The sequence below is a fragment of the Thermincola ferriacetica genome (assembly GCF_001263415.1).
Taxonomy (GTDB): Bacteria; Bacillota; Thermincolia; order Thermincolales; family Thermincolaceae; genus Thermincola; species Thermincola ferriacetica.
Window position 1 is genome coordinate 1 of record NZ_LGTE01000008.1, and the last position, 20,827, is coordinate 20,827.

A 20,827-nucleotide genomic window follows, 5' to 3' on the forward strand; every position below is an offset into this window, starting at 1 on the left:
TTTCCGCCGAAACTGCAATATAAGCCATCGAGTTCGGGAACGCTGCCTGAACGGCAAGGGTTTGCAGCACCAAGCTCCCGGGTAGCGGAGACACCTTCCTACCCTGCCGCCATTCTCCAGCATAAAGCTCCGTGGTAGCGGAGAGCTCACCCACCCCTCCCATAGACTGGCCTGGATATTACCACCAGGGCCTAAAGCCCGACCAGGGTCCGAACCAGGGTCTGAAACCCCACCAAGGCCCAACCCAGGGCCTAAAGCCCCACCAAGGCCCAACCCAGGGTCTGGCCCAGGGCCGGAAACCCCAGAACTGTTGAGCATTATATTCATCGAACATGATATTTACCCCCCATATTTGCATTTTCTACAGGTGAAACAACCGTTGCTCCGGAGCCCTCCCTCCGCTAAGTCGCAACTTATTGTTTCTCATTACAGTGTTAATAGAACGGTGAAAGTTGAAATTTTTATATTATATTATGTAGATACCTATCAGTTTGTTAATCGTTGCACTGTAAAATATGCGGTAATGTTAAGCCTGTCCAACCTGATAAAAACCGGGGACGAAATGTCACTTTTATCTTAGCTTGAATATACTAGATTGAGCTAATGTTTAAGGGGTGATTTTCCATGTATTACTACCCGTTCGTACGCCGGTGTCCCCGGGGAACTATGCCCTATATAATTAAAGCAGGAGATACCTATTACAGCATTGCCCTGCGGTATAATACCTCCGTACCGGCTCTGATTGCCGCCAACCCGGGCGTAAATCCCAATTTTTTGCAAATAGGCCAGACGATATGTGTGCCTGTAAGGCCCCAAGTGCCGCCCTGCCCGGGTGGAAACTACTATACAATTAAGCCGGGGGATACCTTCTATTCAATTGCCCGCCGCTATAATATCTCATTGGATGATTTACTGGCAGCCAATCCAGGAGTGGACCCGGACAGGTTGCTGGTGGGTCAGGTTATCTGCATACCTGTAGCAGTACCGCCTACAGAGTGCCCGGACGGAACCAGACCTTATAAAATCAGGAGGGGTGACACTTTTTATTCTATAGCTGTCCGATTTGGCATAAGCCTGGATGCGCTTTTAGCGGCCAACCCAGGAGTAGATCCGGATGCCTTGCGGGTCGGCGAACAGATATGTGTACCGAGACGCCGGAGGTAAAAAAAAACTTCCCGTGGATATTATTAAACTCTTTATTAATAGGCGTTTTCAGGTTTTCGGTTGAAAATTAATCGAATACTTGGGGCCGCCGTCTTTTTTTGGACAGGGTCTTTGGGGTTTGCGACCGGGTTTTTCGGGGACCTTCTCTTTTTCTTTGTCTAAATTGGAGGGGGCTTTTCCACCATAGTTGGCGCCGATGTTGAGGATGCCGCTTAACTCCTTGATGCCCAAAGTTCCAATATTGTTTACCAGTTCTACTTTGTCCACCATGATTTTATCTACATAAAGCTGTTCAATTATTATGGGAGGTTCGTTTTCAGATTGTCTGTTGCGACACTGTTCCCTAAGCGTGACGAGCTGTTCTTCCAGGCTCCTGATTTTATTTTTTATCTGCTCTTTATGGCAGGTTACGCAGAATATGCCGATAATGTTTTTAATTCTTTTTGTTATGTTGTATACCATAGTTATCCCTGCATTTGTTTTATTTTATATGAATGAATTCTTCCTGTTCTCTGCAGATACGTGGAAATTTTATTTCCAAAAGCCCTTTATCAAAACGGGCCTCAATGCCGTTTTTATCAACAACTTCCGGCAACTGAACAGTACGTTGAAAGGGACCGTAAAACCTCTCGGTTATTACCTGGGTATAATTCTTATAAATGGGTTGTATGTTACCGGTTATGCTAAGCCGGTCCCCGGCCAAACTTAATTGTATTTCCTCCTTGGCCTGCCCCGGTAAAGATACAACAACTAAAATTTCTTTTTCATTCATATATATGTCTACGGGGGGAAAGGTACCGGGTCTGGCGTGGTTACCAAACATTTCTGTAAAAGATGACAGCATTTGCTGGGTATGAGGGTTGCTAAATATTTCGGACCAAAAATCTTTTCCCTGATATTTTTGCGTCAATTCCCGCCAACGCATTAATTTCTCCATATCCAAGCCTGTTCACCTCCTGCCGGTACGCGACATGATTTTGCAGTTTTCGGCATATGTTGGTAATATAGCCAGGGGGGAAGTAAATGCCGTCTATAGTAATTAATATTTTTTTAGTGAAAATTAATTCCATAGAAAATGCTTCTGCCTTCAATATCGGTCAAAGCCTACAGGCTGATTGGGTTAATTCGGATAAGCGAAATCAGGGATTTGGCCAGAATTACGGCGATGAAAGCTGTTTCCTGGGTACCCGTTGTTTTGTAGATGATAATGACGGGGTGGATTCGCCGGCGACCAAAACCTCTTTGCCCCCGGGAAGGCAAAATTTCCTGAAGGAGGATTGGTAAATTGTTTGCACCCATGGTGGTAAACTTATTGGGGTTTAAGATTAATGTTGCGGAGCGGAATAGCATTATTAGCCTAGGTCCCGTATTCCAGATTGATGTTTTTCAATCCAATAAACGGAACCAGGGGTTCGGTGAACAAAACGGCGACTTGTCCCCTAACTGGTTCCCTGTCCAAGCTGTAAACAACCCAGTAGTTCAGGATTCTGCTTCGGCGAAACTCAGCGCTGTATAACAATAATAAATTGTTATGGTGATAAAAGAAAAAACGGCCAAGTTTCCAGCCACAGTTTATCGCCAAACTCTCCATTTTTCTCCAAGAACCGGGTCAAATGGTTTCTATGCTTAAGGATGAACTATTACCGGTGCCCCCTCGTGCTTTACTGATTATGGACCTGTCAGCGGTTCCGCTTCGGAAAACATTTGACCCTGTTCGGACATCTGTTAAATTCTGCGTGGTAGTTAATTTCCCCCTCCCCTTTCGGCGGTCGAACCAAAGTCAGGATGTTTGTCCAGAGAACCCAAAAACATGGCCTAGGATTATTTTATAATTTAGGCGAAACAATTTAACAAGGGTTATCCCGAGTAGAAGGAGGTGGAAAAGCAATGTATAAACTCATGGTTGTCGATGGTGATAAGCTGGTACGTCAAACAATTCAAACCATTATAAAAGAAAGAAATATTCCCCTGAGTTATGCGGCCGAAGCTACAGATGGCGTTGAGGCTTTGTTAAAAGCAAGAAAGGTCAAACCAGATGTGGTTATCATGGAAATAAATATACCGAAATTTGATGGTTTGAACACAGCAGAAAAAATTAAAGAATTTCTGCCGCAGTGCCAGGTGATTTTTATCTCAGCTCATAAAGAATTTGAATATGTCAGACAAGCTTTAAGAATAGGGGCCTTTGATTACCTGCTCAAGCCGGTGCAGCCCGGGGAGTTTGAGGAAGTTTGCTGCAAGTTAACGGAAATTTTGGGTATTAACGAACAAGAGGAACTTGAGTTTGAACGGGAAAAAGTAGAATTGGCAAGCACCCAGTTATTTATCCGAAAAGTTTTACTGTCCGGTTGTTTTTCGGGCAGTAACGAGTTAAGAAACCAATTCCATGAGTTTTTTGTCAGTTTGAAGTGTGGAGTGTTAATGGTATTGTCAAGTCATGCCATTAATTTGGACAAATTAATTGTTCATAATATTATTGGGATGTTAAAAGGAAATCTGTATTTATGTCCAGTCCCGTTGAATCCCAACCAAATCGTTGTTTTTTTCGGACAAAAATATGGACAGTCTAAATTGACAACCACCGTTCTAAAAAAATACGGTTACAGATTGATGGAACAGGTTGCCCTGAAAACAGGTATTGAGTTAAATATCGGCATTGGAAAAATATATAAGGATCTGTCCAAGTTAAGAAAATCATATCTGGAGGCCTGTGATGCTTTGAATCTGGCCGAGTTTCTGCGGATGAATGGGGTTTTGTTAACCATTGAAGAATGTGAGAAGTTTTATAAAGATTTATCTAATTATCTTTTGGACAGAGAAAAAAAATTAATAGACATGATTTTAAGAAAGAAACATGATGACGCAATCATATGTATTCATGATATATTTAATGACTTCCAGCCCCGTTTGGAGTCGAATCTTATTTGGGAAAAAGTCTTTTGTCTCGAAATTCTGGCGGTGCTGTTAAGAGCTGCCCGCAAAGCCAATGTAAATTCAGAGGAACTTTCGCAAATCAATTCTGCCTTAACGAATGAATTGGTTGATATGACTGATTTAGGAAAAAGGTTATGGGTAGAATGGTTGGAACATTGTGTGGATAGAATTATAGCATTGATTGCAAATAACGAAAAAGCTTCGGTTCAGCGTCTCATTAAGGAGATTAAAGAATATATTGAAAATAACCTGAATAAATCTATCACCCTGAAGGACATAAGTGAATTAACTCATTATAATCCTCAATATTTCTCCCGCGCTTTCAAAAAAGAAATCGGGATGACGGTTATTGAGTACTTAACGCACCGGCGCATCGAAAAGGCCAAGATGTTATTGAAGAAAGAAAGGCTGCCTGTTAGACTGGTAGCGAAAAAGGTGGGTTTTTCCGATGTTGCTTATTTTAGCCGGGTATTCAGGAAAGTTGTTGGCGTTAAACCCAGTGAATTCCGGGAAAAATCTGGATAAAACCGGATAAAGTTCAATAACATTCAATATTGGTTGCACGGTGTGAAAAACCGTGCTTTATTTATGTCCAAAACTTACAGATCAGATTTGAAATTAAACTCAATTACCCGTTAGTAACTAAAATGTCCAGATAATACAAATATAAATCCCAAAAATCCAAAGGTAAATTGTATGTCGGTTATAAAAATATTCGACATAGTAAAAATTAGCAAAAACAGTCCCAATATAACTATGGATGTGGGTAGTTACCTCATGTGTATTTATTGTTTTGAAAATAGCTTGAATACTTTTCACAAATTAGAGTTTGCGGTCAAAGGGGAGAAAATACCATGAGAAAAATAGAAGACCTGATTAAAGAGGTTTTGGAAAGTCCGCTCAATAATTCCGAACGGGCCGAACAGATATCAACCGGTACTGATTATATTGAAATAAACGATAACAGGGGGATTTCTTCAACGGAGAATCAGGACGGAAGCGTTTGTGTGAAAAACGGTAAAATCATTATCAGTTACCCTAAAGGTACAGGTAAATACGCCAGTGTTTCTCCCGGCGATGGAGTTATGTTTTTGGTTAACGGCATGGAAGTTGGCGACAAGGTGCTGTTGACTGAAGATATACATTTACAAATAGTCTTTGATGAGGAGAAACCACAAAGTAATTTAGAGATTACTATTTCCGACGATGGACTGGAAGCATACCTGACTGTGCAGCGGCAGCCATACAGGAAATACCGGTTGGCAGATCAGGAAGCATCTCAACATCTAGTTTTAAAAAAAGAAGTTGTTGAAGAAATTTTACCGCCACCGGTAGACCTTGCAGAGGTCTTGGAGGAGTTAGAGTCACTGGGGATTAAAAGTGGAATTGACTTTGCCGCCCTGGAGCGGGAGCTTAAAGCGCCCACGGGGGAAAAAATAGTTATAGCCCGCGGCCGACCGCCTGTTCTTCCTCAGGATGCTTATGTAGAGTACCTGTTTAGCAACGACCAGAGAATTTCAAAAGAAATGCGGGACGCCGGACGAATAGATTATTTGGACAAAGGACAGTTCCAATCTGTTGAAATGGGAACTGTACTGGCTGTAAAGCGCCCCCCGGTTCCCGGAAAAAAAGGGGTAACGGTTACTGGGAAAGAGATACCCGTAGGTGAACCTAAAGATGTTCAAATTAATGTGGGCGAAGGGGCTTGCCTTGTGAATAACGGGCAGAAAGCGGTGGCCGTGATAGCTGGACGTCCTGTTTTAGCCGGGAAACAAAGGCTGATCAAAGTGTTACCAGAGCTTACCGTTCCAGGTGATGTCAATATTTCCACGGGGCATATCCGGTTTAAAGGCGATGTGGTTATTCACGGAAACGTTTTGGAGGGATTAATTGTCCAGGCTACCGGTAGGGTAACTGTCTTGGGCAATGTTTATTCAGGGCAAATTTTTGCCGGGGGTAGTATATTTATAGGGCAAAGCCTTATAGGGGGATTGGTAACAGCCGGCGGAGAGGGGGCTTTTTTAAATCGTATTCTTCCCGGAGTTAACCTGTTACTGAAAATGTTAGCCAATATTAAGAAAAATATTAAACAGTTAAAAAGCAATCCCAATTTTTCTGTTGGGGATTTAAATATTAAAGGTGACGGAAACCTTATAAAATTGCTTATTGATATGAAGTATAAGGAACTGCCGGCCATAGTGGCAAACTTGAGCAGTCATTTAAAGTCCGTTAGATATAAACCCAGTTCTGAAATAATTAACTGTATAAACGTAATGACTGAAAAATTAACAGGGCTGGGACCTTTGAACATAAAGTCCCTTGATGAATTAACCGACATAGAAAAAATGTTGGCTGAAATTACCCGAATTGCCGAGGAATCAGCCGAAATAGCGGAAGCGGATGTTACGGTTAAGTATGTTCAAAATGCCACCGTAGAGGCTACCGGTTCGATTTACATAGCAGGGCAGGGATGTTACCGCACCAATCTATATGCCGGCAAAGATATAACCATAGCAGGTATTTGCCGCGGTGGTGAGATCACGGCTGAAGGGGATATTTCGGTTTCCCAATTGGGGGCTGGTTCGGCGGTGTTAACGAAAATTTCAACCAAAGAGAGCGGTGTAATTAAGGCCCAAAAAGTATATCCCAACGTTATTTTGAAAATAGGTCATCATTCTTATAAAGCGCATTCCGAAATGCAGAATGTGTATTGCTGTTGGGATGATGACAAGGGTTTATTTGTTAGTAGCAAATGATAAATAATGAGAGGTGTCACTATGATAGACGTTCGGATAAAACAAGAAGGTTATACCAAACATATAGCGTTGTCCGGGAACATTGACATGGCAAATGCTTCCGAATGTGAAGAAGTTTTGACCAATAACTTGACCGGTGTGACGAAAATGGCGCTGGATCTATCCGGACTGTTATTTATTGATTCAACGGGAGTCGGCAGTCTGGTATCAGCCATCAAATCCGCTTTTGATAAGAATATTCAGTTTGAGCTGGTTAATGTACCGGAGGGAATAGATGAAGTGTTTGAAATCATCGGCCTTTATGAAGTTTTGCAACAGGGGCCGGGCAAATGAAAAAACTGTGGGCAATAATTATAATTTTGGGGGTTATTGTTAACGGTACATTATTATATATTTCCAACGACATTTTTATTAATCAGTTAGCTTTTGCCTGCGTATATCTTTTACTTTCGTTAATAAATCTCGAATCGGACCAAAAAATGGCCTTTTCCCTTGAAGTCAGTGTATTGGCATATTCTGCTACAAGTTTTGCTCCTGACTGGGCGCTGTTTACTGCATTTTTAGGCGGTATAATCAAAGGCATTTACGAACAGTTCCGGCTGAAAAAACCTCTTAAAGATATAATTTTTAATTTTTCCACCCAGGTATTCGCCACTTTAACTGCAGGACGCTTTCTGTTACAACTGCAAAAATCGGTTGACCTGACATTATATACTCGGTTGTTGGTTTTTCTGGTAAGCTTTTTTACCGCGAGTATCATTATAAAACTTTTGTATACTGCATTGTTAAATGAAGGTAGATTCACCAAAGATTTATTTTACTCTGTTAAGTTCAATCTTTTATCCATGGTAGGAATAGGTTTGGTTTCCGTGGTGGGAACCATTGTGATGGAAGAAAGGAACTACCTGGTATTTCTATTGGTTTTCTTTTTCTTGCTGTACCTGCAATATATCATTGATGGTTTGGTAAAGGAACGTAACCGGAATTTGTATTTGTCTCAATTAATTATAAGTATGCTGAACCAGGACCTGGAGCTAATTCGCGATATGTATGCCAAGTTACTTCCCGCGCCGAAGCAAACCTGGGAAAACTTAGATATATTTGCATTTAACTGTCCTGCCGAGAAAATTGGTGGCGATTTTTATGATTTTATCCCTTTAAGCGAAACATTATTCGCTTTTGTAATCGGCGATGTTATGGGGCATGGGATGAAGGCTGCCATTCAAGTGAATAATACCATGTTCACCATCCGGGCCCTTTTAAGGGGCAAGGCAAGTCCCGGTGATTGCCTTACAGAATTAAATAAAATTAGCTGCTCGTATTTAAACAAAACAAAGCAATTTTTTACGGTATTTCTGGGGGTATATGACACTTCAGAGAAAATTTTGCGTTTTGCTAACGGTGGCCACTTACCCCCCATAGTTTATAGACAAAAGCCGGGACGGGCAGAGTTTCTGCGGGTAGAAGGTCCGGCAGTGGGTTTTTTATCCAATTATCAATATAGGGAAGGTTACTGCAGCCTGGAACCAGGTGACATCCTGGTTCTGTATACCGATGGATTACCGGAAATACTCAGTGGGATAAACATGAGGAACGGTAGCAAAATTCTGCAATTTGTTCAGCAACATGCAGGCCAACCAGGATTTTATGAGGCACTCAAAAATGAAGTTGAGTTGCTTGCCGGGAAAAACAAAGACGATGTTACCTTTGCATTAATTATAATTCATTAAAAGTCCTCGGTAAATAAGGAAGGATTGGAAATCATGATTGAGTGCAAAAAGTGCAAAAAAAATTCTGAGACCGCCTGTGCGGATTGTTATTCCCTTATTGACGGGGGGTTGCTGCGCAGGAAACTGGATTATTCCAAAAACATAATATTGGAATCTCCGGAAGGAGAAAAATATCCAGGGGAACTGTTCATGGTCAGCCCGGTAAGTTTAGGTATTAAATGTCAGGTTCCTTCAGGCAAGCATTATACTATAAACCTACAAGAAAACCTGCAGGTCAAAGTGCAAAAAATTTCCGACCGGGGCAAATTTGATTACCATGGCTTTGATATTATAGAAGTCCGGCGGCAGGGGGAATGTTCCTACCGGTTAAATAACGATGAATATATGACCCTCACGATGTCGGACGAACAATTGGTTGAAAAAATTACGGAATCACTACCGGACAACGTGAAGGGCATTGTCTTCGAGAGGTTAACAAAAGAGCTGGAAAAGGCCAAAATTTTGGATTCACTCCAGGTTGGGCAGGTGTTTAAGTACCAAAAAGACACATTTAAGCCTTTAAATAAACGGGCAGGGCCCCTTTCATTACCTGTTCAGGACCTGGTTAAGGTTGCTAAAAAATGCTGTAGAACCGGGGAGCCTATGCGGGAAGTCCTGCTGGTGGGGGATAAAATGTATGATGCCCACGCTATCCCTTTTGACTATGATACCGGCGGTTTACTGGTGCTGGATGTAACTGCTGTTCTGGAGAAAGAGAGGGAGATAAAGAAAAAAGAAAAGCGGGTATACCGGGAAGTAATAGAGGCTGTCACCTGTGGCAAATTGCTTCTAGCCGAAAGAGAAGAAATCGCCGCCTATATGGCTGTTGGTACAACTGTTTTAAGCGCAAATTTTTGCAAACCGGAAGACCTCGATTCTGTAAGGAGAAAAATCGAACGTATATTTAACAAATGCGGAATAGATCAAAAAGAAATTACTGTTTTGCTGATTTGTATTTCCGAGGCTTTGACTAATGCAGTAAAACATGCTGATGGTGGAACTTGTAAAGTTAATATACTTTCAAACGGATTCAGGATTGAAGTTTCTGATACTGGGCCCGGGATTGCAATGGAGAATTTACCAAAAGCGACATTAATGAAGAATTTTTCAACAAAGCAATCTTTGGGTTGTGGATTTACCATCATGTTAAAATATGCTGACAGGTTAATACTGTCCACCGGTATAGAGGGAACAACGCTGATTATTGAGAAATCATGTATTTTACCGGTTGAAATTAGTTTAAACGATAGCATGGATAAGTTAACCTGATATTCGAATCCAAAGGGGGCTAATATGTCTTTAATAATTAAGAAAAAGGTAGAAGAAGAAGTGACTTATTACAGGTTAGCCGGCATCCTCGACATATCAACGGATGCATTTGACGATAATTTCAGTGATTTAAAGGATGTAGGAGATTTAGTTATTGATATTGATGAGATCAGGTTTATCGATTCTTCGGGTATCAACCTATTAGCTCAGATTATCAAAAAATGTCAAAAGCAAAGAATTCCTATAAAAATTATAAATATTTCCAATGAAATTTTTGAAGTACTTGATTTGATAGGATTACCTGAATTATTTGGAGAGGATATTTTTATTTTGAAAAAATAATCCTCCGGTTTTTAAGAAGGAGGGGTAGATAATGTCATGGTCTTTAAAATATATAAAAAAGCTGCAAAGAGAAATAGAAAAATATAAAGAACAAATGCTATACGTTTTTAACAGTGAAGAGGATATTGCCAAACAGAGTTATCTACTCAGATTAAGCCAGGATCTGGATAAGTTAATGATTCGTTACCAAAGTTTTAAAAAATTGCTTACTTCTTTTCAAAATATGCCTTACAGTGTTGATTTTTATATGAATACAAAATTTTGTGAAGTAAGACTAGACGGGGACTGTCGGGTTTTAAACATTGATAAGGTTGAGAACAATTTGCTATATATAATTAAAGATAATTTCAATAATATTGTTGATGTATTATACGGAATAGAATTAAACGGGAGACAACCGAATAAAAAAGCTAATAATTTTTCTTTTTGTGATTCAGGTATATCCATCTGGTTAGCAAACAAAATATTTCATAAAGAGAAAAGTGAATTTTTACTTGTTCAGAACCGTGATTGCAGGATCATCGGTATTCTGGAAAAAAAACAAACGCAGCTCCTGTGCCGGCAAAAAGCAATGAGTGCAAGTGTAAGAAAAAAGCTCTGCCGGATTGAGGAAGCCTTTGAACATGTGCCGGCCAGTATTTTTGTTCTTGATCAAGAATTATATATTGATTATGCAAATTCAGCAGCGATAAAAAATTTTAGTGAGGTTTTGCCGGTCAATTACCTGCACAGAAGGGCAGACTTGGTTTTTAGCGGATTCTTCAGCAACAGCTATAAAGAATTTATCAATAGTAAATTCTGGCAATACATAAAAAGTGGACAAGAATGTTCGGAAATTGAGGTGAAATTGTTAAATTATATATCTTTATCTGCGGGTATAAAAGTTATAAAAACTGGTTTTGACATAGAGTGTATAGTAGTTAGTTTTGTAAATTCCGATGACAATTCCGATGAGTTAAAACAAACGGTTGAGGCGCTTAAGTCCACCACTGATGAACTATCACAGGCATTAAGTCTCTTTATCCCCCGTGAAATCGAAAGCAAATTAAGGCAGATTCCCGAATACAAGGACATTTATAACCCTGAAACGAAAAAAATAACAGTTATCGCCAAAATAGACGAAGGCGGTTACTGGCATGTGGTAAATTGTTTAAGAATTCTTTGTCAAATAGATCGCCTTGGGGTTTTAAAAAGGTTTAATATTGATAAACAATTACTGATTCAAGCAATCCTGATTCATGATATCGGGAAAATTCAGCCTGTTCTTCGTATAGGAGATACAGTTGACCCAATGGCTGTATTTGAAAAGAGTAGCTTACATGCTTTAAGAAGCTCCGAGTTCTCTGCCCAAATGGGGTACAGTAAGTACGTTACATTGTTGGTAAAGTATCATCACCATCGTGAGGATGAACTTCCTCCAAATTTCCCTAGAGAGTTAATTCCGGCATTCAAACTTTTTAAAATAATTGATGGTTTGTCAGCTGCCATTACCAGGAGAAATGCAACTGTTACTATGGAACTAAGTAATACCAAGCTGATTATTTATGAGGAAAACTTCGAACGTCCGGAATACAATAAGAAACATATTCTAAATTTTACTGATATGATAAATCCTGAGATTTCTATATGCTAGGTACATACATATGATTATAACATATTAAGGACGAAATGTTGCGCCGGTATGGAAATGTCCTGTTTACAAAAAAAGCGCTTTGTCCGGGTTGATTTCCCGGATAAAGCGCTTCTATCCTGAAACGGCCAAATTTGAATGTTTTTCATTAGTACTATTCGAATACTACCCGTTTATTTGCTGGATACTATCATTTTTTCTCGCCGACGGTTACGGTGACGAAGCTGGAATGGCCGTTGCGGAAAACCTGCATGACCAGTTTGTCTCCGACTTTGGATTTCTTAACCAGGTCAACAACTTCGTCCGAATTCTTGATTTTCTTTTTATTAATTTCGAGAATAATATCCCCTCTCTGTAATCCTGCGGAATCTGCCGGACTGCCGGGCGTGACATCGGCTATGACAGCTCCGTTTGTTCCCGGGGCACCAAAATAATCAGCCAATTCTTTGTCCAGGGTTTGCAGGTATACCCCCAAGTACGGGTGGACCACTTTACCTTTGGTTATTAACTGGTCCAGCACCTGTTTAACGGTGGCGGAAGGAATAGCAAAGCCGATCCCTTGCGCGGAAGCATTAACGGCGGTATTAATTCCAATTACTTCACCACCGGTATTTAGCAGCGGACCGCCGCTGTTACCAGGGTTTATTGCGGCATCGGTTTGCAGCAGGTTTTTATATTCCTTGCCGCTGATATTAACCGGACGGCCTTTGGCGCTTATTACCCCAACGGTAACGGTATGGTCAAGGCCGTACGGGTTGCCTATGGCAATTACCCAGTCGCCTACCTGGATACGGTCGGAATCGCCCAACTTCAGGGTTGGTAATGCCCCTTTGGGGTTAACTTTAATCAGGGCCAGGTCCAGCTCCTCATCAGCTCCGATCACCCTGGCATCCAGAGGGGTTTGCATACCCTGAATTTTAACCTTAATTTTTTGGGCATTCCTTATGACATGTTCATTGGTAAGTATATATCCGTCCGGCTTTATAATAAAGCCTGTTCCCAACCCTTTTTCGGTCCTGGGGGTAAGGTCGAACTGACTGCCAAAGAATTCACGGAAAAAGGGATCGTTGAAGAAGGGGTTATCCTGCAAGCCATTTTGGTTAACTACTTCTGTCTCAATGTTGACTACCGCCGGGCTGACTTCTTTCACAGTGGTTGATATTGTCGTGGGCCCTATGGTGATGGCGGGTGACTTGTTCTCATTTGGATTATTGGCTAAAACCGGTGTGGGCTTGTACATGTGTAAGGCCCAACTGCCGCCCAGGGTAAAGACGGCGCCGCAAATAAAGCTTAGTATGACTATGCCGACAATAAAAGATTTCCTCTGGAACGACATAAATGCTCACCTCGTACACTTAATTTATCTATGGTCAACATTTTAATAATGTAATTTTAAAACCAGACTGCATCTAGTGATGACTTTTATTGTAAATACAAGTTCTGCCATATTCAAGGTTGGAAAATATCTATATAGCAAGCTTATCTTTTATTTATCACAATTATTTTGAATAGGTGAATCATATTCAATTTTTTCTAGGTCAAACTTTAATTTGCTAAGTTATAGAAAATAAATAACTTGATCAGTTTAGTTAGTGTAAAATATTCTTGAGGGAATTATGTGAAGATGGGAGTACATGAATGTTGAACAGGGACGAAAGAAAAAGGATCTGGGAATTGGATTTTTTGCGGGGCATAGCTTTAATACTGATGATAATTTTTCACTTTTTATATGACCTGAATGAGTTTTTTCATTACCCGGTGGCTTATTATACAGGAGTTTACTATTATATAGGCAAGGTTTCTGTCATTCTTTTTATGTTGATATCGGGTATCAGTTCATCATTAAGCCGCAATAACCTGAAACGGGGATTGCGTTTATTGATTATTGCGATGGGTATTACTGCCGTTACCCACCTATGGCAGGCCCAGTGGGGTATTAAATTCGGGATTCTCCATTTTTTGGGGGTAAGCATTATGCTTTATCCTGCCCTCGCCAGACTTCCTTCAATAGCATTGCCGGTGCTGGGGACATTGGCGATATGGGCCGGGCGGTTTTTACCGGAAGTATCATTTGATTACCTGTTTCCCCTAGGGATTAAAAGCAGCAACTTTGTTTCATCTGATTATTATCCGTTAATTCCCTGGCTCGGCGTTTTTGTCTATGGTGTTTTTCTTGGCAAGGTTTTATACAAAAACCATAAAAGTTTGCTCAAGTTTCGTTTCAGTCCACAAAACCCAGTTAATTACCTGGGCGCCCATACTTTGATTGTCTACCTCATTCATCAACCCCTGTTACTGTTGATGTTGAATATAATTTTTCACTTTTTGTAATAAACATGTTGTAATTCAAGGAAATGGCATTCAACAGGTAGAATTAATAAAATAACTCAACTTTAGCACTTAAAAACATTAACAAAGCCCTGTAACGGTGAAAACAACCGTTGCTCCGGAGCGGCGAAAAGAAGGTGCGTTATTCATGACATTATCCCTTACCGTGCCCATCAAAATACTAAAACACCATGTCCATTTATCTCTGGACCATGCAAAAATTTTATTCGGCGACGAAATAGCGCAACAGGAACCTAATTACGCTGCCGGGACCGGCAATTACAGGACGGATAAATTCATTGACGTCGTGGGGCCAAAGGGGGAGATTCACAACGTAGCCGTGGTTGAACCCTACCGGGATAAAACTCAGGTGGAAATTTCCCAGTCGGCGGCCATTGAGTTAGGGTTAAAAGTTCCTTTAAAAGATTCCGGCGACCTTGAGGGAACACCGGGCGCTGTATTAATTGGGCCAATGGGAACGGTGGCAATCGGGGCGGGTATTATAATTCCCAATTCTCACGTACATTTAAGTAGGGAAGACGCACAAAAACTATCCTTGTCTAACGGGGATAGGGTAAATCTTTTGGTGCAGGGCTTAAAGAAAATAGAATACCAGGATATTCTCGTCAGGGTTGAACCGGCGTCGGAGTCGCAGGTGCATTTGGGCTTTGATGAGGCCAATGCAGCTATTGTTGAGAGTGGTGCTTCAGCCGTGATCAGAGTACATAATTACCCCTTTTTTTACGATAATGATGGGATTCCTGTGGTTTTGCCCCGTTTTGCGGATATTAAAATTTCCTTATTGAACAAGGCTAATTGTTCCCTGGCGGTGGAAGCTATCAATTTCTGTACGAATATATTTGAATTTACTCCCACCGAGAAAAGAAGGATGACCAACAACCTTTTGAAAGTTCAGCGCGGGGAATCGGACGATTACTTCTTCCTGGTTGCCAGTGATGCTGAAAGCGTCATAGGGGTAACTTCCACCTACTATTTACCGGATCTCAAAATGGCATTCATGGAATTCATCGCTGTTGCCCCTCATTGCCAACGCAGGGGCTTAGGCTCGTACCTGTATTACCAGACGTTAAATACCCTAAGCAAAGCGGGGAAAGAATTGGTGGCCATGGTCTTTGAGGTGCGCTCCACCAGGGACGGCCTGGCTCGGCGGAAGGAATTCTTTTTAAATTTGGGAGCTGTACCTATCAACCTGCAGTTCTACCCTATCGGTCACAAAATGGACCCGGAATTGATGCTCATGTTGAAACCAATGTCGGCCAATTTTTGCCTGAATACTCCGGTGCTGGTCAAATTTTTCAGCAGTTTATCCAAACGACTGATGGAAGTCTGATTCCTGCCAATTTTAATACGTATTCTTGATAATCAGCAATTTTTGCAGAAAGGCCGGATTTAATTGATAGAGGGACTCCTGCCGATTATATTTTAAATCAATTTTCAGGGAACACCACCGGTTATAAGGCCCTCTGGCGAAGGATGCCGAAACAACGGCCTTATAACAGGTCCCGTCCAGCTTATAAAGGTTTCTGAGGGTGACGCTTATAATGCCTGATTTTTTCAGCAGGTCCCGGGGCACCGGGCGGGTGAGGAAAATGTTCAAAGTCCTGCCGTCCTGCTGGTCAATGGCTGTTAAAGCGCCCAGAATGGCTTCCTCGGGAGAGGTTTTTTTAAACATCTTCTTAATTTGACCGGCTGCTTTGAAAATCAACATTTTATTAGCTAGATTCATGCTTTTGTTAGTGCCGGCGTCCACAAAATATAAGGAAAAAAGCTGTTCTTTTCCTTGTGGCATACCGGCCAGGCAGGCGGCTATCTTTTTATTTTCCAGGTAGACCACTACTGCTCTGCGTTTCCAACTCCATTTTCCGCCAAATATCTTTTTTAGCAGTGATTTATTTACCTGGTTTACCGGCGCAATTCTGGCCAGGTTATAACCTCCCCTGCGGGTAACCCATATTTTTATCCCACTGTCCAGGTCCCTAATCATTACAGTTTTGTTAATCAGAAAACTTTGTTTTACTGTTGGCCAGGGAACCGGTTCTCCATAAGGACTTTTTCTTTTTAATTCAATGATGATTTTCTTAAGTTCAGCGCGCAAAGGAGCATCTGCCTGCAGGGAAACGCCTTCTTCTTTATTATAGAGCAGGGATGGAGCATTAAAGACATAAGTCCTGGTATGGCGCCGGCTGGTAATATGAACATAAAAGCGGCCCGGTTTTTGGTCCGTTGGCCCAGTGGTTTTTGCCTCTTTAATCAGCCGATCAAGTCTTTTGATATATACCGGGTCTTTACTATCGTAGGAGGCAGCCAGCTCCGGGGAACTGAACTTAATCAGGTAAGGCTCATTCCACCACCGATAAGCAAAAAACAGTGATACGGCCATTGATATGGCCAGAAGTTGCAGGAATATTTTGCGTAAATCGATAAAGACAACCTTTGATGAACCCATTGGTTTTTCTCCCCCGGATTGTATTTTGAGTGTTTCAGGACAAATTGTTCCTTAATTATTTATATTTTGGAAACAAAAAAAATTACCATTTTACTTGTTTTTAGTGTATTATGTATTTGAGCTATATTTTTTCGGGAGGATAGCCATGCGGGTTTTAATAAAAGACGTTATGTCCAAAGGAGTCGTGAAATTACATAAAGACTGGCCTGTCCGCAAGGCAGCCCAGATATTTTTGGAAAGGGTAATAGACGGTGCGCCTGTTGTCGACAATGAAAACCGTGTGGTGGGTATTTTTACCAAAACCCACCTGATGAGGGCCCTGGACAAGTCGCTGGATATGCCGGTGGAACGTTTGATGAACAAAAACGTGATATTTATAAGTGAAACACTGCCTGTTGAAGAAGCGCTGAATATACCTGTCGGTCGGCTCCCTGTTGTAGACGACGACGGCAATATGGTGGGATGGCTGACCAGGACGGACTTGGCTTTTGCCTTTATCGATCAGTATAAAAAAGCTATTGAGGGGTTATCAGCAATTATAGATTCCCTTTATGTGGGTGTTTTGGCTGTGGACCGGAAGGGCCAGATTTCACTGGTTAACAAAAAGGCGGCCAGTTTGCTGGATATTGATCCTGCTAAAGTTTTGGGCAATTCCGTGGATCAGGTTTTGCCATTGCCGGTTAATAAGGCGATCGTGAAAAACCAGAGTATTAGTGGACTGGACCTCAGTGGGAGCGGTTATCCGGTTGTTGCTGATATCACCCCTGTTGTCAGTAATGGCGAAGTAACCGGAGCAGTTGCGGTTTTCCGATAAATGCATCATTTTACCAGAAAGACCCGGGTCGGGAAACTTTACCTGAAGCCGGGTTTGTTTTTTACAAGGCAGAATAAAGGAATATCTGAAAAAAAGTCGAATAAAAAAATAATATTAAGAAAATTAAGAAATTCGCGCGTGCTTTAAGAAACGGTAGCAGAAAGGAGCGGGCGGTAATGCATTTCCTCAGGATAGTAGGTATCGCTATAGGGCTCGCCCTGTTACAGTTTGGCATAGTCTTTTTATCCAGGGATCTGTCTGGCAGCGCAGGGATAATAATTTTTGCCTTTTTCTGCCTGAATGCCCTGGGTGCTTACTTCATTTTTGACCGTTTACAGTCGAAAAGGGTTATTACTTATACTATTGAAGGCGGCGAAGAACACATAGATTCTACCCTGAAGATTGCCAATGAAACTTTGCCCTACATGCGTCAGGGGTTAAATGAGGAAACGGCGCAGAAAGCGGCGGAGATCATTCTTAAGATTAGCGATGTGGCGGCAGTAGCCATTACTGACCGGGAAAAAGTCCTGGCTTATGTTGGCGCCGGATGTGAGCGTCACCAGCCCGGGCGGCTGATTCTAACCCAGGCAACCAAACAGGTAATTGCTACCGGGGGGTTAAAAATTGTTGATAACAAAGAAAAACTGAATTGCCCGGTGAAAGACTGCGACTGTCCCCTGGAAGCAGCAGTAATAGCGCCGCTGAAGTGCAGGGGCCAGGTGGCCGGTTGCCTGAAGCTGTACCAGACGAAAGAAGGACAGATGCCGGCCCATGTGGTAAAACTTGCTGTCGGTATTGCGCAGCTTCTGGGTGTGCAGATGGAACTGGCGGAACTTGACAGGCAGGCACAACTGGTGACCAGGGCCGAATTGCAGGCTCTACACGCTCAGATTAACCCTCATTTTCTCTTTAATACTTTGAACACCATCATCATGTTTAGCCGGACTAACCCGGAGACAGCCCGCCGGCTATTAATCAGACTGGCTAATTTCTTCCGGCAGACGTTAAAGAAACACGGTCACTTCAATACATTACGGGAGGAACTGGAATATATCAATACTTACCTGGTACTGGAGAAGGCCAGGTTTCGAGAAAAGCTTCGTATTATCAGGGATATTGACCCGGATTTGATGGATTACCAGGTACCGGTCCTTACTCTGCAGCCCCTGGTGGAAAATGCGGTAAAGCATGGAATAACGCCTAAAGTTGGCCCCGGGGCCGTTAATATTTCCGTAAAAAAGGCCGGCGAGGAATTGCGCATCACCATTAAGGATGACGGGGTGGGGATACCGGAGGACAAACTGGACAAGGTATTGATTCCCGGTTATGGTAAGGGAAACGGCGTAGGCCTCAGCAATGTTAACGAACGGTTAAAAAGCCTTTTCGGTGAGGAATACATGCTTACTATAACCAGTAAAGAAAATGTCGGTACCACCATTTCCCTGCGGGTGCCGTTGATAAAAGATTCCGAATCCACGGAAAGGGGAGAAGAGGCAAGTGAAGCTTAAGGCATTGATTGTGGACGATGAATACCCGGCCAGGAAAGAATTGCGGTTTCTCCTGAACAAATTTGACAATATCGAGGTAGTTGGCGAAGCCACAAATGCACAGGAAGCTCTTACACTGATCAAGGCGCTGGATTATTCTATATTGTTTTTAGATATCGAAATGCCGGGGATGAACGGTTTGGAAGTGGGGGCCAGGATACAGGAGCTCCCTAATCCACCGCATGTGATTTTTGTTACCGCTTATGACGAGTACGCCGTGAAAGCCTTTGAAGTTAACGCGGTAGATTATATTTTGAAGCCTTTTGACGAAAAGCGGCTGACCCAGGCTATTAATAAAATTATGAAAATTAATCAGCGGCAGGCTGCTGCGGCTAATGACTCTGCCAAGGCCGGGGAGGCGATAACTACTGGCGGGGAACAGGTTGCCGCTAAGCCCCAGCATATTAAAATTGACCGGATCCCTGCCGAAAAACAAGGTAAGACTATTCTTGTCAACGAGTCAGATATCATATATGCCTTCACGGAGCAGGATTATGTATATATCAAAACCTTCACCGACAAACTCTTCACCCGATTTACTTTGAAAGAGCTGGAAAGCCGGTTGAATTCTACCATGTTTTTCCGTACGCATCGCTGCTACCTGGTGAACTTGCACAAAGTAAAAGAAATAATTCCTTTCTTTAACGGCACATATACCCTTATAGTTGAGGACAATGAGAAAAGCGAAGTGCCCGTAAGTAGGGCTCAGGCTAAAAAGTTGAGGAAAATTTTGGGCATGTAATAAAGGGAAATTGATTTTTTTGTCGAAATATGTATTCAATTCTATGGAGGTGAAAGGTTATGAGCTTTGCGGAAGGGTCTGAAATCCAACTGGTTGTTTTTAAACTGGGGAATGAAGAATACGGTGTGCCGATAACTCAGGTAAAGGAAATTAACCGCTTGACCAATACCACGAAAGTGCCGAAATCGCCTGAATTTGTAGAAGGAATAATAAACCTACGCGGGCAGATTATCCCCATTATCGACCTGAAGAAGAGATTTGATTTGGAATTAACGGAATATACGGGGGAAGCCCGAATCATAGTTATTCAGGTTGCCCACCATACATTTGGGGTGAAAGTTGATGCCGTATCAGAGGTTTTGCGCATAAGTACCGACACTATTGAAAATGCCCCTGATATTGTTTCGGGTATCGATGCCCGGTATATTACGGGGGTGGCTAAAGTGGGAGAACGTCTGTTAATACTTCTTGATCTGGATAAACTTTTAACCGACGAGGAAAAGGTGGAATTATCTGAAATACATAACGAAGCTGTTTAACCAAAGCAAATCCTGCATTATTTGCAGGTTTTTTTTTCTTTTCCTAGAATGAATATACAAAAAAAAGCGGAAACTATAGCCGCTTTACAAGGAAGGGAAATACCGGTGATTATAGGGATAGGAACTGATATTGTTGATAACAAAAGACTATATAATATATTGGAGCGGGTAGGAGAAAGGTTTTTATCGCGGGTTTATACCCCAAGGGAAATAGAACTCTGTACCAATAGCAAAGGGCTCAAGGTTCAGTCCCTTGCTGCCCGGTTTGCTGGGAAGGAAGCGGTAGCCAAAGCTCTTGGTACCGGGATTGGCCCCGTTGGCTGGAAAGAAATCGAAATAGTGGCAGATGCCAGTGGGGCGCCGACGGTTAAGTTAACGGGTAAAGCACTGGAGCAAGCCAGACGGCAGGGAATTTGCCAGACGAAGATTTCTCTGTCTCATACGGAAGAGTATTCCGTGGCTTTTGTGCTGTTAACGGGATGAATCTTGGGGCGTGGACCATGACCATTTCCAGGAGACTACATAT

General features: G+C 42.0%; 21 protein-coding genes. 17 read left to right on the forward strand and 4 right to left on the reverse strand.

The window, feature by feature from the left end:
- Positions 1–624 precede the first annotated feature (624 nt).
- Complete coding sequence (locus Tfer_RS06755) at positions 625–1,164, forward strand: LysM peptidoglycan-binding domain-containing protein (RefSeq protein WP_052217519.1); 540 nt, start codon at positions 625–627, stop codon at positions 1,162–1,164.
- A gap of 48 nt (positions 1,165–1,212) precedes the next feature.
- Here the strand turns inward: Tfer_RS06755 and Tfer_RS06760 are convergent, their stop codons facing one another.
- Positions 1,213–1,626: a hypothetical protein gene (locus Tfer_RS06760; protein WP_052217521.1), complete on the reverse strand. Its 414-nt coding sequence runs from the start codon at positions 1,624–1,626 to the stop codon at positions 1,213–1,215.
- 19 nt (positions 1,627–1,645) lie between these two features.
- Positions 1,646–2,101 (reverse strand): Hsp20/alpha crystallin family protein, encoded by a 456-nt coding sequence (locus tag Tfer_RS06765; protein WP_242843561.1) that lies wholly within the window; start codon positions 2,099–2,101, stop codon positions 1,646–1,648.
- Positions 2,102–2,187: 86 nt separating this feature from the next.
- Here Tfer_RS06765 and Tfer_RS06770 point away from each other — a divergent pair, with 86 nt between their 5' ends.
- The 9 genes from Tfer_RS06770 to Tfer_RS06810 all read left to right on the forward strand — a co-directional run bounded on the left by Tfer_RS06770 (position 2,188) and on the right by Tfer_RS06810 (position 11,867).
- A complete protein-coding gene (locus Tfer_RS06770; protein ID WP_052217526.1) occupies positions 2,188–2,448 on the forward strand; it encodes a hypothetical protein in 261 nt (86 codons plus the stop codon).
- Position 2,449: 1 nt separating this feature from the next.
- Positions 2,450–2,680 carry a hypothetical protein gene (locus Tfer_RS06775; RefSeq protein WP_200901017.1) on the forward strand — a complete coding sequence of 77 codons (231 nt, stop codon included), beginning with the start codon at positions 2,450–2,452 and terminating at the stop codon, positions 2,678–2,680.
- A gap of 371 nt (positions 2,681–3,051) precedes the next feature.
- Positions 3,052–4,623: a response regulator gene (locus tag Tfer_RS06780; RefSeq protein WP_052217528.1), complete on the forward strand. Its 1,572-nt coding sequence runs from the start codon at positions 3,052–3,054 to the stop codon at positions 4,621–4,623.
- 329 nt (positions 4,624–4,952) lie between these two features.
- Positions 4,953–6,854: a flagellar assembly protein A gene (locus Tfer_RS06785; protein ID WP_052217530.1), complete on the forward strand. Its 1,902-nt coding sequence runs from the start codon at positions 4,953–4,955 to the stop codon at positions 6,852–6,854.
- Between the two features lie 21 nt (positions 6,855–6,875).
- The gene (locus Tfer_RS06790; RefSeq protein WP_052217532.1) at positions 6,876–7,187 is read left to right on the forward strand and encodes an STAS domain-containing protein; all 312 of its coding nucleotides are present in this window, start codon (positions 6,876–6,878) and stop codon (positions 7,185–7,187) included.
- Complete coding sequence (locus Tfer_RS06795; protein WP_052217534.1) at positions 7,184–8,584, forward strand: PP2C family protein-serine/threonine phosphatase; 1,401 nt, start codon at positions 7,184–7,186, stop codon at positions 8,582–8,584. Before Tfer_RS06790 ends, Tfer_RS06795 begins: the two co-directional genes overlap by 4 nt.
- A 33-nt stretch (positions 8,585–8,617) precedes the next feature.
- Positions 8,618–9,892 carry an ATP-binding protein gene (locus Tfer_RS06800; protein WP_052217536.1) on the forward strand — a complete coding sequence of 425 codons (1,275 nt, stop codon included), beginning with the start codon at positions 8,618–8,620 and terminating at the stop codon, positions 9,890–9,892.
- A 24-nt stretch (positions 9,893–9,916) separates the two neighbouring features.
- Positions 9,917–10,234: an STAS domain-containing protein gene (locus Tfer_RS06805; RefSeq protein WP_052217538.1), complete on the forward strand. Its 318-nt coding sequence runs from the start codon at positions 9,917–9,919 to the stop codon at positions 10,232–10,234.
- A 31-nt stretch (positions 10,235–10,265) separates the two neighbouring features.
- Entirely contained in the window at positions 10,266–11,867 is a 1,602-nt protein-coding gene (locus Tfer_RS06810; RefSeq protein ID WP_052217540.1) for an HD domain-containing protein, read from the forward strand.
- A gap of 187 nt (positions 11,868–12,054) precedes the next feature.
- Here Tfer_RS06810 and Tfer_RS06815 read toward each other — a convergent pair whose 3' ends face one another.
- Complete coding sequence (locus Tfer_RS06815; RefSeq protein WP_052217542.1) at positions 12,055–13,200, reverse strand: S1C family serine protease; 1,146 nt, start codon at positions 13,198–13,200, stop codon at positions 12,055–12,057.
- A gap of 302 nt (positions 13,201–13,502) precedes the next feature.
- Here Tfer_RS06815 and Tfer_RS06820 point away from each other — a divergent pair, with 302 nt between their 5' ends.
- Together Tfer_RS06820 and Tfer_RS06825 are read left to right on the forward strand one after the other, a co-directional pair.
- Entirely contained in the window at positions 13,503–14,195 is a 693-nt protein-coding gene (locus Tfer_RS06820) for a heparan-alpha-glucosaminide N-acetyltransferase (protein WP_052217544.1), read from the forward strand.
- Between the two features lie 145 nt (positions 14,196–14,340).
- Positions 14,341–15,543 carry a PduL/EutD family phosphate acyltransferase gene (locus Tfer_RS06825; protein WP_052217547.1) on the forward strand — a complete coding sequence of 401 codons (1,203 nt, stop codon included), beginning with the start codon at positions 14,341–14,343 and terminating at the stop codon, positions 15,541–15,543.
- A gap of 12 nt (positions 15,544–15,555) precedes the next feature.
- On the opposite strand, the gene Tfer_RS06830 is transcribed toward Tfer_RS06825, so the two are convergent.
- Complete coding sequence (locus tag Tfer_RS06830) at positions 15,556–16,659, reverse strand: hypothetical protein (RefSeq protein WP_052217549.1); 1,104 nt, start codon at positions 16,657–16,659, stop codon at positions 15,556–15,558.
- A gap of 145 nt (positions 16,660–16,804) precedes the next feature.
- Between Tfer_RS06830 and Tfer_RS06835 the strand changes: the two genes are divergently transcribed.
- From Tfer_RS06835 to acpS, 5 genes are all read left to right on the forward strand, one after another.
- The gene (locus tag Tfer_RS06835) at positions 16,805–17,473 is read left to right on the forward strand and encodes a sigma-54-dependent Fis family transcriptional regulator (RefSeq protein WP_052217551.1); all 669 of its coding nucleotides are present in this window, start codon (positions 16,805–16,807) and stop codon (positions 17,471–17,473) included.
- A 176-nt stretch (positions 17,474–17,649) separates the two neighbouring features.
- Positions 17,650–18,981 (forward strand): histidine kinase, encoded by a 1,332-nt coding sequence (locus Tfer_RS06840; RefSeq protein ID WP_052217553.1) that lies wholly within the window; start codon positions 17,650–17,652, stop codon positions 18,979–18,981.
- The gene (locus tag Tfer_RS06845; protein ID WP_052217555.1) at positions 18,971–19,762 is read left to right on the forward strand and encodes a LytR/AlgR family response regulator transcription factor; all 792 of its coding nucleotides are present in this window, start codon (positions 18,971–18,973) and stop codon (positions 19,760–19,762) included. The genes Tfer_RS06840 and Tfer_RS06845 overlap by 11 nt, the downstream gene beginning before the upstream one ends.
- A 59-nt stretch (positions 19,763–19,821) precedes the next feature.
- Complete coding sequence (locus Tfer_RS06850; protein WP_052217557.1) at positions 19,822–20,301, forward strand: chemotaxis protein CheW; 480 nt, start codon at positions 19,822–19,824, stop codon at positions 20,299–20,301.
- A 105-nt stretch (positions 20,302–20,406) separates the two neighbouring features.
- On the forward strand, positions 20,407–20,784 hold the full coding sequence (gene acpS, locus Tfer_RS06855; protein WP_052217656.1) for a holo-ACP synthase: 378 nt from the start codon (positions 20,407–20,409) through the stop codon (positions 20,782–20,784).
- Positions 20,785–20,827: the final 43 nt, after the last annotated feature.